This window comes from Alishewanella longhuensis (genome assembly GCF_014653435.1).
Taxonomy (GTDB): Bacteria; Pseudomonadota; Gammaproteobacteria; order Enterobacterales; family Alteromonadaceae; genus Alishewanella; species Alishewanella longhuensis.
The window spans coordinates 163,712-187,009 of record NZ_BNAO01000003.1; the positions used below are offsets into that span (position 1 = coordinate 163,712).

Annotated in this window: 25 protein-coding genes; 15 read left to right on the plus strand and 10 right to left on the minus strand. The window is 46.9% G+C overall.

Annotation, left to right across the window (positions count from 1 at the left end; all coding sequences use genetic code 11):
- The first annotated feature begins 170 nt into the window (after nucleotides 1-170).
- The 9 genes from IE163_RS07875 (at nucleotide 171) to gloA (ending at nucleotide 8,836) form a co-directional block, all read left to right on the plus strand.
- Complete coding sequence (locus IE163_RS07875; RefSeq protein WP_189431980.1) at nucleotides 171-2,093, plus strand: EAL domain-containing protein; 1,923 nt, start codon at nucleotides 171-173, stop codon at nucleotides 2,091-2,093.
- 143 nt (nucleotides 2,094-2,236) lie between these two features.
- Nucleotides 2,237-2,821, plus strand: coding sequence for an electron transport complex subunit RsxA (gene rsxA / locus IE163_RS07880; RefSeq protein WP_189431982.1), 585 nt, complete (start codon nucleotides 2,237-2,239; stop codon nucleotides 2,819-2,821).
- Nucleotides 2,818-3,369 (plus strand): electron transport complex subunit RsxB, encoded by a 552-nt coding sequence (gene rsxB / locus IE163_RS07885; RefSeq protein WP_189431984.1) that lies wholly within the window; start codon nucleotides 2,818-2,820, stop codon nucleotides 3,367-3,369. The genes rsxA and rsxB overlap by 4 nt, the downstream gene beginning before the upstream one ends.
- A 3-nt stretch (nucleotides 3,370-3,372) precedes the next feature.
- Nucleotides 3,373-5,394, plus strand: a complete 2,022-nt coding sequence (gene rsxC / locus IE163_RS07890) for an electron transport complex subunit RsxC (protein WP_189431986.1) — start codon at nucleotides 3,373-3,375, stop codon at nucleotides 5,392-5,394.
- Nucleotides 5,394-6,461 (plus strand): electron transport complex subunit RsxD, encoded by a 1,068-nt coding sequence (gene rsxD / locus IE163_RS07895; RefSeq protein ID WP_189431988.1) that lies wholly within the window; start codon nucleotides 5,394-5,396, stop codon nucleotides 6,459-6,461. Before rsxC ends, rsxD begins: the two co-directional genes overlap by 1 nt.
- Nucleotides 6,458-7,087, plus strand: a complete 630-nt coding sequence (gene rsxG / locus IE163_RS07900; RefSeq protein ID WP_189431990.1) for an electron transport complex subunit RsxG — start codon at nucleotides 6,458-6,460, stop codon at nucleotides 7,085-7,087. The genes rsxD and rsxG overlap by 4 nt, the downstream gene beginning before the upstream one ends.
- Nucleotides 7,084-7,779, plus strand: a complete 696-nt coding sequence (locus IE163_RS07905; RefSeq protein ID WP_189431992.1) for an electron transport complex subunit E — start codon at nucleotides 7,084-7,086, stop codon at nucleotides 7,777-7,779. The genes rsxG and IE163_RS07905 overlap by 4 nt, the downstream gene beginning before the upstream one ends.
- A gap of 14 nt (nucleotides 7,780-7,793) precedes the next feature.
- On the plus strand, nucleotides 7,794-8,426 hold the full coding sequence (gene nth / locus IE163_RS07910; RefSeq protein WP_189432000.1) for an endonuclease III: 633 nt from the start codon (nucleotides 7,794-7,796) through the stop codon (nucleotides 8,424-8,426).
- A gap of 8 nt (nucleotides 8,427-8,434) precedes the next feature.
- On the plus strand, nucleotides 8,435-8,836 hold the full coding sequence (gene gloA, locus IE163_RS07915) for a lactoylglutathione lyase (RefSeq protein ID WP_189432002.1): 402 nt from the start codon (nucleotides 8,435-8,437) through the stop codon (nucleotides 8,834-8,836).
- A 54-nt stretch (nucleotides 8,837-8,890) separates the two neighbouring features.
- Here gloA and IE163_RS07920 read toward each other — a convergent pair whose 3' ends face one another.
- From IE163_RS07920 to IE163_RS07945, 6 genes are all read right to left on the minus strand, one after another.
- A complete protein-coding gene (locus tag IE163_RS07920) occupies nucleotides 8,891-9,727 on the minus strand; it encodes a substrate-binding periplasmic protein (protein ID WP_189432003.1) in 837 nt (278 codons plus the stop codon).
- A 50-nt stretch (nucleotides 9,728-9,777) separates the two neighbouring features.
- Nucleotides 9,778-10,665 (minus strand): aspartoacylase, encoded by an 888-nt coding sequence (locus IE163_RS07925; RefSeq protein ID WP_189432006.1) that lies wholly within the window; start codon nucleotides 10,663-10,665, stop codon nucleotides 9,778-9,780.
- Between the two features lie 192 nt (nucleotides 10,666-10,857).
- Entirely contained in the window at nucleotides 10,858-11,064 is a 207-nt protein-coding gene (locus IE163_RS07930; RefSeq protein WP_189432007.1) for a bacterioferritin-associated ferredoxin, read from the minus strand.
- Between the two features lie 76 nt (nucleotides 11,065-11,140).
- Complete coding sequence (locus IE163_RS07935) at nucleotides 11,141-12,343, minus strand: ABC transporter permease (RefSeq protein WP_189432008.1); 1,203 nt, start codon at nucleotides 12,341-12,343, stop codon at nucleotides 11,141-11,143.
- Nucleotides 12,343-13,143, minus strand: coding sequence for an ABC transporter ATP-binding protein (locus IE163_RS07940; protein WP_189432014.1), 801 nt, complete (start codon nucleotides 13,141-13,143; stop codon nucleotides 12,343-12,345). The genes IE163_RS07935 and IE163_RS07940 overlap by 1 nt, the downstream gene beginning before the upstream one ends.
- 14 nt (nucleotides 13,144-13,157) lie before the next feature.
- A complete protein-coding gene (locus IE163_RS07945; protein WP_189432016.1) occupies nucleotides 13,158-13,988 on the minus strand; it encodes a DUF3025 domain-containing protein in 831 nt (276 codons plus the stop codon).
- 152 nt (nucleotides 13,989-14,140) lie between these two features.
- On the opposite strand from IE163_RS07945, the gene asnB reads away from it, so the two are divergent.
- On the plus strand, nucleotides 14,141-15,805 hold the full coding sequence (asnB, locus tag IE163_RS07950) for an asparagine synthase B (protein ID WP_189432018.1): 1,665 nt from the start codon (nucleotides 14,141-14,143) through the stop codon (nucleotides 15,803-15,805).
- A gap of 95 nt (nucleotides 15,806-15,900) precedes the next feature.
- Here asnB and secF read toward each other — a convergent pair whose 3' ends face one another.
- The 3 genes from secF to IE163_RS07965 form a co-directional block, all read right to left on the minus strand.
- Nucleotides 15,901-16,845: a protein translocase subunit SecF gene (gene secF / locus IE163_RS07955; protein WP_189432020.1), complete on the minus strand. Its 945-nt coding sequence runs from the start codon at nucleotides 16,843-16,845 to the stop codon at nucleotides 15,901-15,903.
- 10 nt (nucleotides 16,846-16,855) lie between these two features.
- Nucleotides 16,856-18,712, minus strand: a complete 1,857-nt coding sequence (secD, locus tag IE163_RS07960) for a protein translocase subunit SecD (protein WP_189432022.1) — start codon at nucleotides 18,710-18,712, stop codon at nucleotides 16,856-16,858.
- A 133-nt stretch (nucleotides 18,713-18,845) separates the two neighbouring features.
- Nucleotides 18,846-19,163, minus strand: a complete 318-nt coding sequence (locus tag IE163_RS07965; RefSeq protein ID WP_189432433.1) for a hypothetical protein — start codon at nucleotides 19,161-19,163, stop codon at nucleotides 18,846-18,848.
- A 232-nt stretch (nucleotides 19,164-19,395) separates the two neighbouring features.
- On the opposite strand from IE163_RS07965, the gene atcJ reads away from it, so the two are divergent.
- From atcJ to IE163_RS07990, 5 genes are all read left to right on the plus strand, one after another.
- The gene (gene atcJ, locus IE163_RS07970; protein WP_189432024.1) at nucleotides 19,396-19,680 is read left to right on the plus strand and encodes a cold adaptation protein ActJcold adaptation protein ActJ; all 285 of its coding nucleotides are present in this window, start codon (nucleotides 19,396-19,398) and stop codon (nucleotides 19,678-19,680) included.
- A 7-nt stretch (nucleotides 19,681-19,687) separates the two neighbouring features.
- Entirely contained in the window at nucleotides 19,688-20,242 is a 555-nt protein-coding gene (gene atcA, locus IE163_RS07975) for a cold adaptation protein AtcA (RefSeq protein WP_189432394.1), read from the plus strand.
- A gap of 2 nt (nucleotides 20,243-20,244) precedes the next feature.
- A complete protein-coding gene (gene atcB / locus IE163_RS07980) occupies nucleotides 20,245-21,009 on the plus strand; it encodes a cold adaptation protein AtcB (RefSeq protein WP_189432026.1) in 765 nt (254 codons plus the stop codon).
- Between the two features lie 12 nt (nucleotides 21,010-21,021).
- Nucleotides 21,022-21,918, plus strand: coding sequence for a cold adaptation protein AtcC (gene atcC, locus IE163_RS07985; protein ID WP_189432028.1), 897 nt, complete (start codon nucleotides 21,022-21,024; stop codon nucleotides 21,916-21,918).
- An 80-nt stretch (nucleotides 21,919-21,998) separates the two neighbouring features.
- Nucleotides 21,999-22,856, plus strand: a complete 858-nt coding sequence (locus IE163_RS07990) for a PA4780 family RIO1-like protein kinase (RefSeq protein WP_189432030.1) — start codon at nucleotides 21,999-22,001, stop codon at nucleotides 22,854-22,856.
- A 95-nt stretch (nucleotides 22,857-22,951) separates the two neighbouring features.
- Here IE163_RS07990 and IE163_RS07995 read toward each other — a convergent pair whose 3' ends face one another.
- A complete protein-coding gene (locus IE163_RS07995; protein WP_189432033.1) occupies nucleotides 22,952-23,236 on the minus strand; it encodes a hypothetical protein in 285 nt (94 codons plus the stop codon).
- Nucleotides 23,237-23,298: the final 62 nt, after the last annotated feature.

The following is a 23,298-nucleotide window of genomic DNA, read 5'->3' on the forward strand; positions in this document are numbered from 1 at the left end:
TCTCTGCTTTGCAATTAATCCTATCGTACACTTTGCATAAATTAGCCAAATTAACGTTATTTATTTATTTTTAAGGTTTTTTTTGCTTAAATACTCATCATTATCAGCCGTAAAAAGCTATACTAAAGCTCTCGAAATCAGAGCTTAGATAAATCTGGTGGTTAGCAACTATGAAGAATTTTCGCACTCTGCTTATTGCTCAGCTGGTTAGCGCGTTATTAATAACAATTATTCTGCTGTTTTCATTCCTGTTGTACAGTAAGAACTTGTTAGCTTTGCAAGAATCACAAACTAGAAATGCTATTGAACAGATAGTAAGCACCCATATCACAGCCGATGGTAAATCTCTAAGCCGACAATTAGAACGCAGCTTTACTTTTAAGCGGTTAGAAGTCACACGCTTCGACGGCAGCATCCTGTATGAACAAAATAATGCGGTATCGCCAAGCTTCTTCAATAGCTTATTGCAGCTTGTCGGGCAAAAGAATCAAGCCATCACACTCAGCGATCAACAGCAAGACATCTTAGTACGCTTTGAATTGAACCCCCAAGCGACGCTTAGCCAGCTGCAAAATTTTATTTATTTCCTGCTGCTGATACCTGTGTTGTTGTGTGCCTTACCTATTTTCATGATTAAAGCCAGTCTTACGCGTAAATACCAACAGGCTAATTATGCGGTAAATACTGCAATCGAAGGTTTTTTAACGAACGCCGGTAATTTCAAACCTGATACCAGCAAATTACCTGTTGAATTCTCTGCTTTAGGTATCTCACTACATAAATTAGCGACATATACTAAACAGCAATATCAGATTATGGCGGCTGAAGCACAAAAAATAGCGGAAGAAGCATATAAAGACCCCGTGACGGAGCTCCCCAATCGCAACAGGTTTGTACAAACCTATGAAGAACAAATTCATGATTCAAAACAAACCGAATTTGGGATTTTTGCTATAACGCGTTGTACAGAATTACAAAGCATTAATCAAACCCGCGGTTTTCACGAGGGAGATCAGTACGTTAAAGAAGTTGCTGATATTATTAAACGCCTCGCTATGACCTACAAAGAAAGCAAGTTATTTCGGCTAAGTGGCTCTGATTTTGGCATTATATTACCCAGAGTCACAACCAAAGAGTCAGAAAATTTTGCCCAGCAATTACAAAGCCGCTTTAACGAATATCAAAAACTGGCAGAGCTCGATTCTGTTGCCTATACCGGCTTAGTGGGTTACGAAAATGGCAAAGCGTTAGGCGAATTACTTGCCACTGCAGATACCTGTATTAGCTTAGCGCAAACTAAGCAGTCAAATGCCTGGCATCTGCAAAAAGAGGCTACCGGTTTAGAAAATGCAGCCAATAACTATGGCAATCAGAATTGGCGTAATGTGATTGAAGATGTGCTTAGCAATAATCGTCTGATACTTTTGCTGCAAAGTATCCAGCCATGCAGTCGCGCTGCCAGAGCCTACTCAGAAATTTTAGTGCGCTTTAAAACACATGAAGACCAGATTTTACCTACGGCCTCTTTCTTAGCAATGGCAGAGAAGCTGGATAAAATTATTGCGATTGATCGTTTAATTGTTGAAACCTCACTCAACACTATTAAAACGCAAAATATGCAAGATCAGTACTTTGGCATAAATCTGTCGCCAAGAAGTGTCCATGATGATCAGTTTGTGGTCTGGTTGGAAAGACGATTGCTAAAGGATGCATCCATAGCAGCTAAGTTAATTTTCGAAGTGAGCGAATTTGGCTTACAGCAAAATTTGAAAACCAGTAAACGTTTTATCGATACGTTGCATCGCGTCGGTTCGCGGATCACAGTAGAAAAATTTGGTGTCGGTATTACCTCCTTTAAGTTTTTCCGAGATTTAAAGCCAGACTATATAAAAATGGATGGTAGCTACACCAGGCAAATCGATGAAGATAAGAACAATCAATACTTTATGCGATTAATGATCGATCTCGCTCACCGGATAGGTGTTGGTGTTTTAGCCGAAAGTGTCGAAACCCAAGAAGAAAAGCACATGCTGGAGTCATTATTTATTGACGGTTGTCAGGGTTACTATATCGGCAAGCCACAACCTATTTAAACTAACGCTTAAAAACTGGCGTATTCTTTATGTTTTATATTGTACAAAGGGCTTCTGCATAGCAAAAGCCCTTTAGTTTGTCTGGTTGTATCCATGTAGCTGAGACTGCATAATATAGGCCTTCTACGGCATTAAGTAACTTTATGACTGAATTTCTTCTGCTGCTGGTCAGCACAGTGTTGGTAAATAACTTTGTCCTGGTGAAGTTTCTTGGTCTTTGCCCTTTTATGGGGGTGTCTGGCAAACTAGAAACCGCTATAGGTATGTCGCTTGCCACCACCTTTGTACTGACGCTGGCCTCCATTTGTAGTTACCTGGTTGATAGTTATTTATTAGCTCCGCTGGATTTATTGTATTTGCGCACCCTAAGCTTTATCTTGGTTATTGCCGTCGTTGTGCAGTTCACCGAAATGGTGGTGCATAAGACCAGCCCGAATTTGTATCGGTTATTGGGCATTTTCTTGCCGCTCATTACCACTAACTGTGCGGTTTTAGGCGTCGCCTTGCTCAATGTTAATGCGCGGCATAACTTTATCAATTCTGCACTGTATGGCTTTGGCGCTGCAGCAGGGTTTTCCTTAGTACTCATCCTATTTGCCGCGATGCGCGAGCGCCTTGCCGCCGCTGACGTCCCACTACCGTTCAAGGGTGCAGCGATTGCCATGATTACAGCAGGTTTAATGTCGCTAGCTTTTATGGGTTTTAGTGGTCTGGTGAGAACCGTATGACGTTAATTACTGCACTGCTCGCACTGGGTGTGCTGGCCTTGTTATTTGGAGCCCTACTCGGTTATTCGGCTATTCGTTTTAAAGTAGAAAGCGATCCTCTCGTCGAACAGATTGATGATATTTTACCACAAACACAGTGTGGTCAATGCGGTTATCCTGGCTGTCGCCCTTATGCCGAAGCTATTGCTAATGGCGATGATATTAATAAATGCCCACCTGGCGGTGAGGCGACTATAAAAAAATTAGCAGAGCTTATGGGAGTAGAGGCTAAGCCACTTAACGCAGCGCAAGAGCCGGCAGTTAAGCGGGTGGCCTTTATTCGTGAAGATGAATGTATCGGTTGCACTAAGTGCATTCAGGCTTGTCCGGTCGATGCAATTTTAGGGGCCTCTAAGCTAATGCATACGGTTATCGCTGAAGAATGTACCGGCTGCGATCTCTGCGTTGAACCTTGTCCCGTTGATTGTATTGATATGATACCGATCCCGGTTACCCCGGAACGGTGGAAATGGGATCTGCAAGCCATACCCGTAAAACTGGTGGAGTAGCACGTGCCAAGTTTATTTCAGCAAATCCAAGCCGGCGCCCTATGGGATTTTCATGGTGGCGTGCATCCTCCGGTACGTAAAACGCAAACGAGCAGCAAGCCGATAGCCAATCTGCCGCTACCCGACCGGCTTTATCTGCCAGTGCGACAACATATCGGTGTTGCAGGTCAACTATCGATCACAACTGGCGAAAGGGTGCTAAAAGGTCAGGCATTAACCTTTGCCGATAACTCTATGGTCGTGCCGGTACATGCGCCAACATCGGGTACTATCATCGCCATCACCGAACATACCAGCCCCCACCCATCGGCTTTGCCTGAGACGGTCATTGTGCTTGAACCTGATGGTGCTGACGAATGGCGGCCCCGTCAACCTCTGAATATTGTCAGTTGTGATAATCAAACCATCTTAGAAAGGATCCAGGATAACGGTATTGCCGGTATGGGCGGCGCAGGCTTTCCAACACACCTTAAAGCCGGCATGAGCCAACCAGTTGATTATCTTATCATTAATGCGGTGGAGTGTGAGCCTTATATCAGTGCCGATGATGCATTGATGCAAGAAGCGCCGACCACCATAGTTAAAGGTATTGATATACTTTGTAAGCTATTGAATCCGAAAGCCGTATTAATAGGTATTGAAGACGACAAACCGATTGCTATAGCCGCATTAAAAGCCGCCTGTAGCCAACGAGAACACTATTATGTGCGTGAAGTACCGGTTAAATATCCTTCAGGCGGTGAAAAGCAATTAATACAATTACTGACCAATAAAGAAGTCCCGGCTGGACGCCGACCAGCTGATATTGGCATAGTGATGCAGAATGTCGGTACGGCGTTTGCGGTCGCTCAAGCCGTGCTGGATGATCACCCGCTTATCTCTCGTATTGTTACCGTCACAGGAGAAACGCTGGTTCACCCACAAAATGTGCACGCCCTGATCGGCACGCCCGTAGCGGCACTACTAGATTTTTGTGGTTTTCAGGCAGAACAGCGGCAAAAAGTCATAATGGGCGGTCCGATGATGGGTTTTACCCTGCCTGACTTATCGGTACCCGTAGTGAAAACTACCAACTGCATTCTCGCTCCCACAGCGACTGAGTTACCCGATGCCGGCCCAGAACTTGATTGTATACGTTGTAGTTCCTGTGCAGATGCTTGCCCTGCAACCTTGTTACCGCAACAATTACTTTGGTATAGCAAGGCAAAAGATCATGATAAATTGCAAGAGTATAACCTGGCCGATTGTATAGAGTGTGGTGCCTGTGCCTATGTTTGTCCCAGTGAAATTCCGCTGGTACAGTACTACCGTATTGCCAAAGCAGATATCAGAGAGCAACAACGTGAAGCGCTTAAAGCTGAACAAGCTAAAGCCCGGTTTGAAGCACGCAATGCCCGTTTAGAAGCAGAAAAACAAGCACGCCTGGCACGTAATCAACAATTAGCGGCGGCTAGAGAACAAGCCCAGCAGCAAAGCGGAGCGACAAACGCAGTTGCTGATGCCCTCACACGTATTAAAACCAAGCAAGCTGAACACGCAGCCGAAAAAACACGTGAGCAAATCCTGGCTGAACGCGAGCAGAAAAAGCAGCAAGCCCGTGATTATCAAGCGCAAAAAGCCGCTAGCGCCAAGCAGGATGAGCCTACCCAAGGTGCGCTAAGTGCTGATGATAGCAGTGCTACGAAAAACGCTGCTGTAGCGGCTGCTATTGCCCGCGCTAAAGCGAAGAAAGAGCAAGCTGCACTTACGGCAGACACCGCCACTACTAACGCCTCAGATACCGAGCAGCCAGGCAACAGCGAAGCTATCGATCCCAGGCAGGCTGCCGTGGCTGCCGCTATTGCCCGCGCAAAAGCGAAGAAAGAACAAGCTGCACTTACGACAGACACCGCCACTACTAACGCCTCAGATACCGAGCAGCCAGGCAACAACGAAGCTATCGACCCGCGGCAGGCTGCCGTGGCTGCCGCTATTGCCCGCGCAAAAGCACGCAAGGCTACAGCAAAGCTAGAAGGTGAAGAATAATGAGTTTTAAAATTGCCAGTTCACCACATCATCATAACCAGCGCAGTACTGCTGGCCTGATGAAACTGGTTACCCTTGCTTGTATACCCGGTATTGCCTTACAAGCGGTGTTTTTTGGATATGGTGTTTTGGTACAGTTAGTATTAGCCATTTGCACTGCCTGGCTGGCTGAAGCTGTAATGCTATGGCTTAGGGGGAAATCTATCTTACCAAGGCTTACCGATCATAGCGCCTTAGTAACGGCTGTTTTACTGGCAATTTCAATCCCCCCCTATGCCCCCTGGTGGCTGGTTGTTATTGGTACCGCTTTTGCCATTATCTTTGTAAAACAATTGTACGGTGGCCTTGGCAATAATCTGTTTAACCCGGCCATGGCGGCCTATGTGTTGTTGCTTATCTCGTTCCCGGTACAGATGACGCAATGGTTACCGCCCCTGCCTTTACAGGCCGTTACCTTAAGCCCTCTTGATGCCGTTTGCGCAGTTTTTACTCAGTATAGTTGTAGTGGCTTTAGCATAACGCAGTTACAACAAGGGATAGATGGCAGTACTCTGGCAACACCGCTAGACACCCTTAGAACCGACCTGGCACAGGGCCTAACCCTTACCGAAAGTTATAGCAAACCCGTCTATCAAAGTATTGCGGGCGCTGGCTGGCTATGGGTCAATCTGGCTTACCTGGCGGGCGGGCTATTCTTAGTCCAACAAAAGATCATTAGCTGGCGTATTCCAACTGCCGTTATCGTCAGTTTATTCCTATTAAGTGCACTGGGCTGGCTGGCTGCGGCCGATGCTAACCCCAGCCCATTGTTCCACTTATTCAGCGGCGCGACCATGCTGGCAGCTTTTTTTATTGCAACCGATCCGGTTTCAGCTTCCACCACGGACAAAGGCAGATTGTACTATGGCGCCTTAATTGGTGCGCTCGTTTTTGTGATTCGTACCTTTGGTGGCTACCCTGACGCCTTTGCTTTTGCCGTCTTGCTAGCCAATATGTGCGTGCCGTTAATCGATTACTATACTCGTCCACGAACTTATGGCCATAAAGCAAAGGGCAGTACTAAATGATCCGTTTAATCAGTAAAAATGCCCTCGCCCTGGCCCTAGTGGCTATTGTTTGTGTTGCCATTCTTGGTAGCCTAAATCAACTGACCCAACCGAAGATTGCCGAGCAGCGGCTATTAAGTCAGCTAGCCATCCTACAAGAGGTCTTACCCGACGCCAGCAATGCCCGTGAGCTGCTGGCAGATTGCACCCTGGTTAATGTGCCAGAGCAATTAGGCAAAGCCGGGCAGAAAGTGTACCGGTGGCGTCAGGACCATGAACTTAAAGCCTACCTGCTTGAAACCACCGCACCCGATGGCTATAGCGGTAATATTGATTTATTAGTCGCGGTAAGCCCAGATGGTACTGTGCTGGGTAGCCGGGTGGTCAGCCATCAGGAAACACCGGGCTTGGGTGATAAAATTGAGCAGCGCCGCAGCAATTGGATCTACAGTTTCAGCGGTAAACCGGCCACGGCGGCAGATGCCAGACGCTGGGCAGTTACCAAAGATGGTGGTGACTTCGATCAGTTTACTGGCGCCACCATTACACCGCGCGCCGTAGTAAACGCGGTGTATCGTGCGGCTCTTTACGTTCAGCAACACCCAGAGTTGGCCACTGCGCCAGCAAACTGTGAGATATCACCATGAGTTTAATGAAAGAGCTAACACTACAAGGTTTATGGAAGAATAATCCCGGCCTGGTGCAGCTATTGGGGCTATGCCCACTGCTCGGCGTAACTAACACCCTGACTAATGCACTGGGATTAGGGGTTGCCACCTTACTGGTTTTACTTGGCTCTAATATGGTCGTTTCGCTGGTTCGGGCTCATGTACCCAATGAAATTCGAATCCCTATTTTTGTGATGATTATTGCCAGCTTTGTTACCGTGATCCAGTTATTAATGAATGCCTATACCTTTGGCCTTTATCAATCACTGGGAATATTCCTGCCATTAATTGTGACTAACTGCGCCATCATTGGTCGGGCTGAAGCTTTTGCTTCGAAAAACCCGCTACTCCCCTCCGCCATAGATGGATTAATGATGGGGCTTGGCTTTTTGTTAGTATTAGTTGCGCTGGGAGCAATGCGCGAAATACTGGGTCAGGGTACCTTATTTGATGGTGCCGAACTGCTATTAGGCGATTGGGCGAAAATCTTACGTATTGAAGTATTTCACAGTGACAATCATTTTCTCCTGGCGATGCTACCGCCAGGCGCCTTTATTGGTATGGGTTTATTAATAGCACTAAAAAACAGCATCGATCAGCGGCAAGCCCGTAAACAAGCCGTCGCTAAAGGTTCTATTACCCGGGCCCGGGTTACCGGCGCCGCGCAATAACCGGCATACAAATAATGAATAAACAAAAACGCATTGCAATGTTAAGCCGCTTACGGGCGGCCAATCCTCACCCAACCACCGAATTAGAATACAGCTCGCCTTTTGAGTTGTTAATTGCGGTACTACTATCGGCACAGGCGACCGATGTTGGGGTAAATAAAGCCACTAAGCTGTTGTTTCCTAACGCCCGTACCCCACAAGCCATGCTGGATTTAGGGGTTGACGGGGTAAAACACTATATTAAAACTATCGGCTTGTTTAATACTAAAGCGGAAAATGTGATTAAAACCTGCCGTATCTTAGTAGAAAAACATAACGGTGAGGTACCGGAAAATCGTGAAGCCTTGGAAGCCCTGCCCGGTGTAGGCCGTAAAACAGCCAATGTGGTACTGAATACCGCCTTTAAATGGCCCACCATAGCGGTAGACACCCATATTTTTCGGGTTTCTAATCGTACTAAACTGGCCGCCGGCAAAAACGTGGATGAGGTGGAGCAGAAGTTACTGAAGGTAGTCCCCGCCGAATTTAAACTCGATGTACACCATTGGCTAATTTTACATGGTCGTTATACCTGCATCGCCCGTAAGCCGCGCTGTGGTAGCTGTATTATTGAAGATCTTTGCGAATTTAAAGAAAAAACCGAATAGGAGCGACTATGCGCATTTTACACACCATGCTACGCGTGGGGAATTTAGAAAAATCTATCGCCTTTTATACCGAAGTGCTGGGCATGAAATTACTTCGCCAATCTGAAAACACCGAGTATAAATACACGCTGGCCTTTGTTGGCTATGGTGATGAAAGCAGCCAGGCAGTGCTGGAGCTTACCTATAATTGGGGCACCGACAGCTACGATTTGGGCAATGCTTTTGGGCATATTGCGCTGGAAGTAGACAATGTCTATGAAGCCTGCGATAAAATCCGTGCCAAAGGTGGCGTCATTAGCCGTGAACCGGGTCCGGTAAAAGGCGGCACAACTGAAATTGCCTTTGTGCGGGATCCAGATAACTACGCTATTGAATTAATTCAGAAAAAGGCACATTACACCCAGTTATAGGTGTTCACCAGCCCGATGCTGCAGCCGCTAACTAACAGTAAACTCGGATGCTGTTTAGTCTGATTTAGCGGCAAGCTGTTCCAGTTTGACAATAATTTGTTCAGGAAAGACATTCTGATAAAGCGTACGCAATGTTCCATCTTGATATATTTGCTCTAAGGTATGCTGCCACAACGCGACCTCTTCAACAGTGAAATCCAGTGACAGGGCCAAATACAACTCCACTTCACGCAAAGGCTGTAATGGCATCAAGCGCAGCTCATTTAACTGAAATAACCTGCCGTAGCGATATTCATTTAACGGGGTAATGTCTGCCCGCCCCAGCTGCACCATAGTTACGCAGTCACCGGCACGTGTTACCAGTACTAAATTAGTCCCTTCCACAAAACCTAAGTCGTGTAATGCCGTATTGTATGAGGCGCCACGGTAGCCACAGGCCACTGCGCTGTGGCTTAAATTCGCTGGCGTAACATTAAGAAACTGCTCCGAGCCATATAGCATCATATTGTAATATTTAATGGGGCCAACCCAATGAAATAGCGCCTCACGTTCTGGGGTACGCACGGTTTCAAATAACACACTACGCGGGCTTTGTTGGGCGCGCTGCATTGCTCTGGCCCAGGGTAATAAATGATAATCGGCTGGCAGCTGTAAACGGCGTACCAGCTCTTGCACTAAATCGACCGTTGCACCGCTCAGCTTGGCATCCTGATCCAGGAAAATACCCGGTAAACTGTGCTCTGTTAAAAAAAGCACCGGTGTATTACAAGCGGGATCCTGACAAGGCAGCTGCTTCGGCTCGGCATACGCAAAGTCGAGCATACTGGTAAAACATAACATCAAACCTAAAAGGCTGCTCTTTACACCCTGCATGCGCCGTGCTGTGTTCATACCGCCCTTCCTTGCGTTAAAACATGAGCCTATTGAGTAAGCGGCCAGATTTATAATTCGATAATAATCTTTTCATTTAATGACATGGCTAAATTATTGTCGTAGTAGGCGGCTTCATTAATAAAAGTAGGATAAACAACCTCGTCACCATCGTAAGAGATTTCAGTGCCATCAAACAAGGTAAAAATAGGATCGCCGGGGTAAATCGGCTGATAATCCCTATCCTGCACATTCTTGTGTACCATCCCTATCCTCTCCCCCTTTTCGTTCATGGGTAGCTTAATACTATGCAAGTAACGAAAGGCCTCTGTCTGTGTTGGCAGCGCAGGTAAACTGCTGGTGTTGTACAGCTCAACAAAATCCAAAATATGCTGTGTCATGGTATGCATTAGCTCTAATACATCTTGTCTGAGCACCGATTGCGGCTGCGGTCCAACTTCCACCAACACACCATAACGCCCTAAAGTACACATTAAGGCATGATCTTCTGCCGCAAAGTGATCTTCGTCGCGCGAGATAATGGCTTCCGGCATCATCATTTTTACATAAGCGGCCAGCTGATTATAAAAAGGCCCCGCTTGCGTTAAAATAAGACAGGCCCCCATATTGCTGGTGGTGTTATGTAGATCAATCAGTAAATCGGTACGGGCATTGCCCTTAGGCCCAAGCTGCGCATTTAACACCTTGGCACGGCTTTGTTCGTAGTTGCTTAAGCTGGGATTGGCCAAATCAACATTTTTAAACTGACGGTTTAAGTCGCTATGCAAATAGCGCTTATTCGCATAATGCGCCTCCGGGTTGGCCCACACGGCTTCGGTATTAAAGCTGGCGCGGCGAACTTGCTCTGGTTTCGCTAAATACTGGCGGACAAGATAAATCCCCGAAAACTCATTGCCATGAACGCCGCCAACAATCGCAACCTGCTTAATCTGGTCCATCAATACTCCTGGAACTCACGGTTAAAAAATAAGGCAGTACCATTTTAGCCAGCGTAAAAGCTTAGGCAAAGGCGCTGTAACAGGCAACTGCAAATGACTAAAACTTATTATGGCTGGAATTTGACTGAATGAGAATGAAAAAGCACGGGTGCACAGCATATTATTCAAGAGAGCATCGCTAAGTACCGAGACTTAGGCTGCTGGTTTGGCAAGTTGATCAATAAGTTGGTGTTGCTTCACTAATTCGTTGTGTAATATTTGCGAGGCCTGACAAACACATTTACCACACTGGCTACCCACACCGAGCTGAGCTTTTAACTCACGGACCGAGTCTGCGCCATTGGCAATAGCTTGTTTAATTGCTTTGTCAGTTACAGCTTTACAAATACAGATATACATAGCGCGGTCTCATTGCTGAATACCGCGCTATAATAATATTATTGCGAATCGTTATCAATACTCATTGATGAAATTTCTAGCGGAATAATACCTTTTCCTGTTGGAACCAATGCACACAAAAGGCTATTAATGCAGCCGCCAGCGCCACGGTAGCCCCAAAAATTAGCGCTATCATGCCGCCATCAGCCGTGCCTTTAATCAGCTCCTTTATTGCCAGCGCCACATTCATCACTGGGATTAACGCCGTTTTAGTCGTCAATTCTACACCTGGCATCATGGCTGCTGCTAAAGGCACAAACATTAAGATCGTTAAAGGACTCATATAATTTTGCGCTTCTTTAAACGTTTTGGCGTAAATAGAAATGGCCAGTAATAAAGACGCAAAAATTGCTGAGGTCGGCACTATCATTAGGAAAATCATTAAAAGCTCAGGTGCAGAAATTGCGCCCATCGCTTCTTGTACTACCGCAAAGCCGGCAAAAGACCCTATCACAGCGCCCCAAATGCCAAAACTTGCTACCGTAATCAGCGCCCCAGCCAAGCCGGTACTTAACACCGTTAAAAATTTCCCAAGCACAATAGCCGAGCGGCTTACCGGGCAAATTAACAAGGTTTCCAAGGTGCCACGCTCCTTCTCCCCTGCCCCCATATCAATAGCAGGATAAGAGGCGCCCAGTAAGCACAGCGGAATTAAGATGTAAGCAATTAAGGCACCGAATTTTTCACCCAGATTTTCCCTTTTCGCCGCGGTATCAACTTTTTCGACAGAAACGGGTTTTAAAATGGCGGTTAATTTAACCGGATCAACACCCAGAGCGCTAAGCGATTGCCGCTGTAATTGGCCCGTATAGTTCTCTAACAGCTCATTGAAATAACGTGACATAAAGTCTAATTGGCTAGACTGATTATAAATAAGCTGCCACTGGCTCTGTTCAACGGCGTGTTGCTTATCTTTAAAATCATCCGGAATCACTACCGCTACCGCAAAATCGCCCGCACGAATCGCCGCGATTAACTCAGCAGGATCTTTTAAATCCGTTTCCACTTTCTTAAAGTTTTTATGATAAAACAAAGCTTCTGCAAACTCGGGAGCTTGTTCACCATTAACGATCACATACTTGTGCTGTTCTTGCATGGCTTTTGCTGTAGTAGAGGACAGCACCAGCCCCATAATGCCGAAAATCACCGGAAAGATAAAAATAGGGAGTAAAATGACAAAAATCAGCGTTTTGCGATCACGCATTAACTCAGTTAATTCTTTTAAATACACCTGCCACATTAGACGGCTCCTTGCTCTGTAGGTTGTTGCTGTAACACAGCCAAAAAGGCGTCGCGAAGATCGCCGTCAGCGGATAGCGCGCTAAACTCGGCCAAACTGCCAGAAAAAGCACTAATCCCTTTATCAATCACCACCACCCGATCGCAAAGGCTTGCCACTTCATCCAGATGATGGGTTGAGAAAATAACCGGCGTACCGGCTGCTTTTAAACCTTTAATAAAATCCAGTACCGTTTGCACTGTCATAATATCCAGACCGGTGGTGGGCTCATCTAAAATAACCACCTTAGGTGAGTGCACTACCGCCCGGGCAATAGCGGTTTTCTGCTTCATACCGGTGGACATATTATCTGCACGGCGATTGGCAAAATCGTGCATATTCAGCATGGTAAAGAGCTCATCAATGCGCTGTTTTAACGCGGCTTCTTTCATGCCATGCAAGCGGCCAAAATAGGCGATATTTTCATAAGCCGTTAGCTTGCCGTATAGACCGGTATCCGCTGATAAAAAGCCAATCTGTTTACGGGCTTTTACCGGCTCTTTTAACACATCAACGCCGTTAATTAACACCGAGCCATCGTCCGGCTTCAATGCTGTTGATAGCATGCGCAAGGTAGTCGTTTTACCGGCTCCATTGGGACCAAGTAAACCTAACACTTCACCTGGGCCACAATGAAAACTGACATTACGCACGGACAAAAACTGTTTATTGCTATAGCGCACATCCTGTTTTTCAGTGTCAGATAACTTATTGCTTTTAGTTAAAGAAAAGGCTTTTTGTAAGTTTTTAATTTCTATCATCTGGCTATCCTGCGTTAATTGCCCTGTTGTGCCGTTCTTTTTGGCCGAAAATACTCCACGTTGCTATAAAACCTATGCTCACTATTGGCAGCATACCAGCCCGGAATACCGAGCAGTGGCAAAGGTGTTAGCTGCTGATTATCAAGCAGTAAGCTGGTGTTAGCAATTTGTTGAGCCAGTTTTTCATCTAAAAAAGTGTAAGTATCTGTTAAAGACCAATGGCCAAAACCAGCAGGTACAGGCATAAACCAACATTTAGCGGTTAAACCAATAAAAGGCATGGTGGCCATTTCATAAATAGCATGGCCAAAAATAACAGGCCGTACGCCTTGCCACCAGTCACTGCGTTTTGTTACAAAACTCTGCTGCCATTGGTGCTGGCGCAATAACTCACTGTGTTCTAGCTGCTCTGGCTCCAGGCAAACCAGCACCCCACACTCATCCAACAACGTGAGCTTATTACGCAGCTTACTGCGTTGCTGTTGACCATGCTCAGCGATTTCCGCCATATGCAGCTGGTTTAATAAGGCTTTGGTTTTGGGAAATAAACACCAAATCAAGGCACCAAAAAAATCATGCCAGTTTTCTGCCCGGGTGGGGATTTGCTGAGTCTCAAAGATGAAATGTTCATAATAGCGGCCGTCAGCCGCTAACAGCGCATTATCAACAAACTGATAATCCTTTGCAGCGCGCCAGCCATTAAGCGCTGGGATGTCAGGCCAATCTGCACAGGCGTTTAGTTTAAACAGCTGCTGTAGATCACTAAAAATAGGATTGCTGGTGATAATTGCTGTGGACCACTGTAGTGGCGCCGTAAAACGGACCTTTGTTGCATTTTTAACCATTAGTGTCTGTGATTTCCTTCAAATCGAAATTTTTGCCTATTTTTTCAAAAAAAGCCCTTGCATTTTCTTGCTGGCATGGCACAGTCAAGCAGTACGTTTAGACGTGCATACTGCCAAACATTATTCTTAATTAATTATTATCAGAGGTTATCATGTGTTCGATATTTGGGGTGCTTGACATCAAACAAGATGTTAAAGCATTGCGCCAACAGGCGCTGCAGTTATCTAAGTTATTACGTCATCGTGGTCCAGACTGGTCTGGTATTTGGAATGACGACAATGCCATTTTGGTGCACGAGCGCCTAGCCATTGTAGATACTGAAAATGGTGCCCAACCGCTGATTAATGATAATCGAAATCACATTCTGGCAGTGAATGGTGAGATCTACAATCATAAAGCGCTCGAAAAAGAGCTAGCCACACCCTACCCGTTTAAAACTAAATCGGATTGTGAGGTGATCTTACCGCTTTATCTGGAGCATGGTGCAGAATTTATTGATCAACTGCACGGCATGTTTGCCTTTATTTTGTATGATGCCGAGCAACAGCGTTACCTGATTGCCCGCGATCACATGGGGATTATTCCGCTATATTACGGCTATGATGAGCATGGCCAGTTATTTGTCGCATCAGAATTAAAAGCCTTAATCCCTGTTTGTAAACAAATCAAAGAGTTCCCGCCAGGTCATTACTTTGATAGCAAGATTGGCGAACTGCGCAAATACTATCAGCGCGACTGGCAAAGCTTCGATGCAGTAAAAGATAACCCCGCCAGCGAAGCAGAGTTAAAGGCGGCGCTGGAGCACAGTGTAAAAACGCACCTAATGTCTGATGTGCCTTATGGCGTATTGTTATCCGGTGGCTTAGATTCATCACTGATCTCGGCCATTGCCCAGCAATTTGCTAAACGCCGCGTTGAAGATGACGATCAAAGCGAAGCTTGGTGGCCGCGCTTGCACTCTTTTGCTGTTGGCTTGCCAGGTTCACCAGATTTAATTGCTGCGCAAAAGGTCGCCGATGCCATTGGCACCGTACACCACACGGTGCACTTTAGTGTGCAAGAAGCCTTAGATGCGCTGCGTGATGTGGTGTATCACTTAGAAACCTACGATGTCACCACTATTCGTGCCTCAACGCCAATGTATCTAATGGCCCGCAAAATTAAAGCCATGGGCATTAAAATGGTATTATCGGGCGAAGGTTCTGATGAGATTTTTGGCGGCTATTTATATTTCCATAAAGCGCCGAATGCCAAAGAGTTTCATGAAGAAACCCTGCGTAAGTTAGATCGTTTACATATGTTTGACTGTAACCGCGCCAACAAAGCCATGTCTGCCTGGGGTATTGAAGCTCGTGTGCCTTTCCTCGACAAAGAGTTTATGGATGTGGCGATGCGCCTAAACCCACAAGCGAAGATGTGCGGCGGCGGCAAGATGGAAAAACATATTCTGCGTCATGCTTTTGATGGTTTACTGCCAAACGAAATTTTATGGCGGCAAAAAGAGCAGTTCTCCGATGGTGTGGGCTATAACTGGATTGACAGTTTAAAAGCCCATGCGGCGAAAGAAATTACCGATCAGCAAATGGCCACGGCCAGCTTCCGTTTCCCGGTAAACACCCCGGATAGTAAAGAAGCTTATTACTATCGGGTGATTTTTGAAGAGCACTTCCCGCATGCTGGCGCCATTGCTTGTGTACCTGGCGGCAAATCAGTTGCTTGCTCTACGCCAGAAGCGCTGGCCTGGGATGCCAAGATGGCTGAGATGACCGACCCATCAGGTCGAGCAGTACGCGATGTGCATAGCCAAGGCTATTAACGATTACGTTAGTTAGTTAGTTAAAAATGCCGGCAATAACGCCGGCATTTTTTATGCTTAACTTTTATGTTTAGCTTCTATGCTTAGCAAGGGCGTTACGGCTGTTGCTCAGCGCCCTCGCCTTCTGCCAATACCGGCGGCGGCAGTAAGTCCGCCCGGTTTAATCCTAATAACACAGCAAAGCTACTTGCCACATAAATAGAAGAGTACGTACCTATGGCAATACCAAACAACAGGGCCGTAGCAAAGCCATGGATTAGCGCGCCGCCCATATAAAATAGCACTACTAATACCAGTATGGTGGTTAACGACGTAATAACGGTACGGTTTAAGGTAGAGGTAATTGCAAAGTTAATTGTTTCATCGACTGTGCTGTCGCGTAGTTTCCGAAAGCTCTCACGGATACGGTCAAATACCACTATGGTATCGTTGATGGAATAGCCGATCAACGCCAACACTGCCGCCAATACTGTGAGATCAAACTCGATTTGCAGTAACGAAAATAAGCCTAACGTTAAGATCACATCATGGCCCAGCGCCAGCACGGCACCTACCGATAAGCGCCATTCAAAACGCATTGCCACATAGGCTAAAATACCCAATAAGGCCACCAGCAAGGCCAAGCCACCGTCTTGCTTTAATTCTTCTCCTACGCTAGGCCCGACAAATTCAATACGCCGCATCGTCACCTGACTGTCAAACTGGGTATTTAAGGCACTGAGCACCGCATCGCCTAATTGGCTTTGTGCGAGAGTTTCACGTAGCGGGATCCGCACCAGCACATCCTGACTGCTGCCAAAAAGTTGTACCACCGCATCAGGAAAACCCGCTAAGCCTAAGGTTTCACGCACTTGCCCCAAATTTGCGGCTTGCGCAAAGCTGACCTCAATGACGGTGCCGCCGGTAAAATCTAATCCCCAGTTAATTCCCTTGGTAGCCAACAAGGCTAACGAACAGATAATCAGCAACATGGAGACTGTCACCGCCACACCTTTAACGCGCATAAAATTAACAGGCTTACTAAAGTTAAAGACTTGCATGCCAGACTCCTTAGATGGGCAGTGACTGCACGCGGCGGCCACCCCAAATTACATTAACTAATAACCGGGTGCCGATAACAGCAGTAAAAATAGAGGTTAAAATGCCCAGCGCCAGGGTTACGGCAAAGCCTTTAATGGGGCCAGTACCTATACCAAACAGGATCAGCGCCACCAGCAAGGTAGTAATATTTGAGTCAGCAATAGTAGCAAAGGCCCGGTCATAGCCCTGATGGATCGCTTGCTGTACCGAGCGCCCTTCTGCCAGCTCTTCGCGTATTCGCTCAAAAATCAGTACATTGGCATCTACCGCCATCCCAACAGTCAGCACTATGCCTGCCATACCGGGTAACGTAAGGGTGGCACCGGGTAGCATCGACATCAGGCCAATCAACAACACCACATTGGCCAACAACGCCACATTAGCCACCAGGCCAAAGCCTTTGTAATACACGGCCATAAAAACTAAAACAGCCAGCATGCCCCATTGGATGGCTTGCATTCCCAGATTAATATTTTCCTGCCCCAGACTTGGGCCTACAGTGCGCTCTTCAATAATCTGAATCGGGGCAATCAGAGCGCCGGCTCGAAGCAAACTTGCCAGATTCTGCGCTTCGGCAGATGAGCTTAAACCGGTAATTTGAAAACTGCGGCCTCCCAGGCGGCTTTGAATAGTGGCATCGTTAATCACTTCCTGTTGTTTGACTAAAATAGGCGTACCGTCTGCCGCACGTTCGCTGCCAGCCTGATACTCGATAAATACCGATGCCATGCGCCGCCCCACGGCATCTTTGGTGCCGGCGGAGAGTAAGCTACTACCTGGTGCATCCAGCATAATGGTCACTTGCGGCCTGCCGCTATCATCATAACCGGCACTGGCACCGGTAATATGATCACCGGTCAGCATAACGCGTTTTTCCAGCAAGAGTGGCCGGCCATCACGGCTTTGATAAAGCTCAGCATGAGCTGGCAGTCGTCCGGCTAAGGCCGCGGCCAAGTCGCTTTCGGTATCAACCAATCTAAACTCCAGCGACGCCGTTGCCCCCAAAATTTCTTTAGCCTGCGCTGTGTCTTGCACACCGGGTAATTGCACTATGATACGATCGGCTCCCTGGCGCTGCACTAGCGGCTCCGCCACGCCGATCCCATTGATCCTATTGCGCAAAATAGTAATATTTTGCGCCAGGGCATATTCGCGAATCTCTTTCTGCCTAAGCTCTGACAAGCTCAGCTGTAATACTAAGCCATCGCTACTACGGCTAAACTCTAGGCCGGCATCGGTTTTCTTTAACAAGGCTTCGGCGGCGGCGGCATCATTCGCCTGCCGCAGCATGATGGTTACCTGTTGTTGTTTAAGATCGGTCTGCACACTGCGATAGCGAATATCCGCCTGACGTAACTCCATTCGCACCAGTGCCGTTAAATCATTCAGGTTTTTCTCCAGCGCAGCCTGCATATCTACCGCCAGTAAAAAATGCACACCTCCGCGTAAATCAAGGCCGAGCTTCATCGGTGTTGCACCAATAGCCGCTAACCAACTGGGGGTAGCCGGTGCTAAATTAAGTGCTGTTACGTAGTTGCTACCCAAGGTTGCCGCAACCCGCTCCCGGGCCTGTAATTGCGCTTCAGTATCGTGAAAGCGCAGTAGCAACTGGCCATTTACCAAGGCCGAGGTTTTTAAGGAAATACCGTCTGCCGCTAAGGCAGTAACAAGTTGCTGATGGGTTTCTTCAGCAACGCTACCGCCGCGGCTAGCGCTAATATTTAAGGCAGGATCGGCTGGATACAAATTAGGTAGAGCGTACACTAGCGTTAGCAATAGCATGCCGACTACCAGCATATAACGCCACCAGGAGTTTTGGTTCAACATAACATCCTCACAGGCCGCAACAGCAAGACTGTTGCAGCGATATAATCAACATTTTAATCTGTTAGGCAGTATTCGCGTTTGCTGACTTTTTCAGTAAACGTGTCACTGCCCGTGGCGATAAGCCTGGATTTGATCAGAGTGTGAGGAAGTATGGTGGTGCGCGCGCCTGCCGGGTCTTATACCGATTGCGACTCTCTAGATTAGGCGAAAAGGCAGCTATCGGCTGTTCAAGACTTAGCGTAAACCGCTGTTCAGCAGCAATTAACGCAGCGGCGTGCGGATCTTCTTGATCATTTGTCTGGTTAGGCAGGTGCTGCTGCAGCGCGGGTTGCACTGCCTGCAATTGACTATCGGCCAGCGGTGATACATTTGCATCATGCAGCGCAAAGGCTTGCGGCGTACACAATAAGCTTAAATAAAATAGTATCGCGAAACCGCTTAACCAGCGCATAACACCTCATTGTTGCAGACTATCAATACGGCAACGGTGTTAAACCTGACGCACGTATTGATACCGCTATATAATGGCGTTTGCCGGGCGTTTTCTCAAGCGCTAATTCCGGTATAAGCCCTAAAATACCGATAAAGCCGAAGATTTACATCGGGCGCTGCCAAGCGTGAGACAGATCTGCTATTATCTGCCTTTGTTTAGATTCATCTATCCGTGTCTACAGGATCACAGCATGATTAATCACTTTCGGGTACTTGGCGTTAAATCCAATGCCAGTGATGACGAAGTAAAGAAAGCCTATCGACGCTTAGCGAATAAATTCCATCCAGATAAACTGCATGGTTTATCAGAAGAAGAACATGCGCAGGCCGCCAGTCAGCTGCAGCGGGTTAAAACCGCCTATGAGGTATTGTCTGATCCCAAGCAGCGCAGTGCTTTTTTAAAAGACTTTAATAATGTAATTGTTACCGATCCCACTGCCGCTATGCGCGAGCTGTGGGACGAATTTTATGCGTGAGGCCAACATGGCAAGCAAACTTAATTTAGCCAGAATTCGTGCACTACATACCGATGCACGGGATAATATTGACTCGTACAGCGATCCGGAAAACCCCAAAGCACTGGAGCAATTTACCAGTAAAATGAAAGCGGTATTGCTAAGCGATCCTGAAATGCTGGAATCGGTGCCTGAGTATTTACCCATGGCGCTGTTTGGCCGGGTAAAGTTTCCGCCGGGTACAGGTGCTAAGTGGAATCAGTGGTTAAGTAGTGGCCAGCAGCCCAGCTGGGATGAGTTTAAAGTTGCCGTCGCTTTTAATACGGCCGATTTACCGCTGGTAAAAGCCGTGCGGGATTACTCTGAAAACACCTTAATTGAAGCCTGTGCTGCGCTGTATTTACTGACACAGGATAAAGCTATACCCGCTAAAAAAGCAGCAGACGATCTAGATGATGAGAACGACGAAGCAGATTATGACGCAGAGGCTTATCAAGGCGACGACTACGACGATGAGCAAGATGAAGACGAAGAAGGCTACGACGATCAATACGATGAAATTCGCTTTAACCGGGAGAACTAACAGTGAGTACTGATTTAATTGCGATTGCCGTTGCTGAAATTAAAGAGCTGGCCGTAATAGAACCGAAACAAGCCAGCAAACGCTTTGAAATTATTGCCAATACCATGAGTGATGAACAACTGGGCGAAGTGATTGAACAAATTGATATTGTCACCCTGACGCAAATGAACAGTCAGCACGATTTGTCTTTCCCTTCCATTATTTCGGAGCTAATGACGCCGGAGAAAATCCGCGATATCGTCTGCCAGCAGCCGCTGTATTGGGAAGAGAAAATCAAAAACAATGCCGAAGAATTAAAACAGCATACTTTTGATTTTTTAACTTACCTTATTCGCACTCAGGACAACGAAGAGAAACAAGCGGAAATTCTGGAATGTATTGCCGAAGATCCAGCAGGTTTGTTTTATTTATCTATTCCTTTTATTGAGATTTATCGCGGTGAAATTCTCGAGTACGAGAACTACTGGGAAGATAAACTGTACGAAGATGAAGAGCACTTAGAAGAAGCTGAAAGTTATACCGAACGCCAACTAACAGAAGATGCGCATAATATTGGTTATGACGATCCGAAAAGCTTATTGGCCCTGATCCGTCAGCTCACGCCTGGTGTGGAAAGCGCAATAAAAGCCCTTATTCGCAATGAAAAGTCGGGCTGGGAAGGTATTATCAGTAAATTTGCCACTGAGCTGGTGATGCAAGCGAAAGAGAAAAACCAGGTAGAAGATGAATTTGCCGAAGTGGACGATATGTTCAGTTTTCTGGATTAAGGGATCAATCGGATGCAGTTAATTGTTCGTGATACCCAGCAAGGCCCGTTTTTAAGTAAGGTGATTTATCAGGCACAAGCCGAAGACACCTTAAGCGCAGAGCAGCTAAGTCAAATTAAATGCAAAGCGGTATTAATGAGCCTGAAGTTTGCCGATAAATTTTACAACAAGTACAAAATGCATCTGTTGGAGCAAGCCGCGCATGATGTGATTGGCATTGTTAGCCTGGGTTTACTCGCTCTGAGTGAGCAGGATCAGCAAAAAGCCCTGCAATTGCTGTTGGCTCCGGAAGGCCTGGTTAAGCCCTTTCAGAAGGGTTGGAGTATGCTTGCCGCAGTCAGCCGGAAAAGCACTGGCAAGGCGTCGTTGTATGGTGAGGTAGACGAGCAATTGCTGGCACAGGTTTCTAGTCCACCACAAGCCGAAGATTGGCCAGGCTGGCAAGCTTATCAGCAGGCTCTCACGGAGCATCACCGTCTGCATGCCATGCAATTACTACGGCAACAATTTTATCAACGCCAGGTATTTGATGAATTTGAGCATTTTAGCTTAGAGGAAGTGCTGGCTGAAGTGGTGCTGTATCGTGCATTAACCGCTGGTGATAAGGTAAAGCAAGATCTTAAAAAGCGGCTGCGGCAAATTACGCTGGCGGAACATTGGTTTAGCGAAGCTTATTTAATAATGCAAACCGAAACCGTGCTCAGTGAGCTACCGGCCGATAACGCGGCAGCCATTCGTCAGGATCTGGGCCAGCATTTCGTCCCTGCCTTGCTGCGTACCTTGCATTTTTGCCGTGATTATCAGCAATTACAACAAACCGAGGCGTCCCCTGAAAAACTGGATGCCTTTGAACATAAACACGGTTTGCAAAGCCCGCTACTTGGCTGGCCGCACTACCTCGAACTCTAAAAACTGGTCAGACCTAACTCCGGTACCGGTCTGACCAGCTACGCACAATTTAGGTATGACATGAACAGTATAGGTGTGGAATGAAAACGCCAAAACGGCTGCAACCTCTAATCGATGAGGGATTAGTGGATGAAGTACTCAGGCCACTGATGAGTGGTAAAGAGGCGGCGGTCTATGTGGTACGTTGTGGCGAGGCGATTCGCTGTGCCAAAGTGTATAAAGACGCCAGCCAGCGTAGCTTTAAAAAAGCCGTGCAATATCAGGAAGGTCGTAAAGTCCGCAGCTCCCGCCGCGCCCGAGCGATGGAGAAAGGCTCCAGTTTTGGGCGGGAACAAGCCGAAGAAAGCTGGCAAAATGCTGAGGTAGATGCGTTATATAAGCTATCTGACGCTGGTGTCCGCGTGCCAACTCCCTACGGCTGTTATGATGGCGTGTTACTGATGGAGCTGATTGTTGACGAAGATGGTGATGTGGCACCGCGCTTAAACGATATTCAGCTCACGGCTGAACAAGCCCGGCGCGATCATAAAACCATGATGCAGGATGTACTTCGTATGCTAGCCGTTGGTCTGGTGCATGGTGATTTGTCAGAATTTAATGTGCTGCAAGACCAGCAAGGGCCCGTTATTATCGATCTGCCGCAAGCCGTTGATGCTGCAGCGAATAACAACGCGCAGTGGATGCTGACCCGCGATGTCGATAATATCACTCAGTACTATGCACAGTTTGCGCCCGAGCTGGCAAGCAGCCAATATGCTAAGGAAATCTGGGCATTATTTGAAGCGGGTAATCTTAATCCTGAAACACCGCTTACCGGCACCTTTATTGAAGAAGAGCGTGAAGTCGATTTAAACGCAGTGCTGGATGAAATCAATGCGGCTTTTACCGAGATGCAGGATCGTAAAGCCCGCCAGCAAGCCGAAAACGACGAGGACTAACACCGAGTTTAGAGGCAGCGCTTAACACTGTAGCCAAATCGGTGGCAAGCGCTTTTTCAGGAAAACCGGTCAGCCAACTCACTAAAGCAACCTTACTACCGGTAACGCTTTAAATACCAAAACGACAGCGGGATCTCCAACACCAGATACGTCAATAAGGTAAACCAAAACCAGTTTAAGTGAAAACCCACAAGTTCGAACTGGTAGCCCGAGCCCCAAAATTTCAGCCCAACAATAAGCAAGGCAATTGCCGTTGTTAATAGATCAAAGAGTGCCACTTTTTGCAAGTTAGCACCGGCAACTCGTGGGTAAAACCAAAAATACGCCAGCACAACCAGGGTGGCATTTAATAAAATCACCGCTAATTCAGGTTCTATCATCGCTCAATCTCTATCACTTTTTTCACTACACCCTTAGCAAAACGCCTGCAACTGGTCGGTCC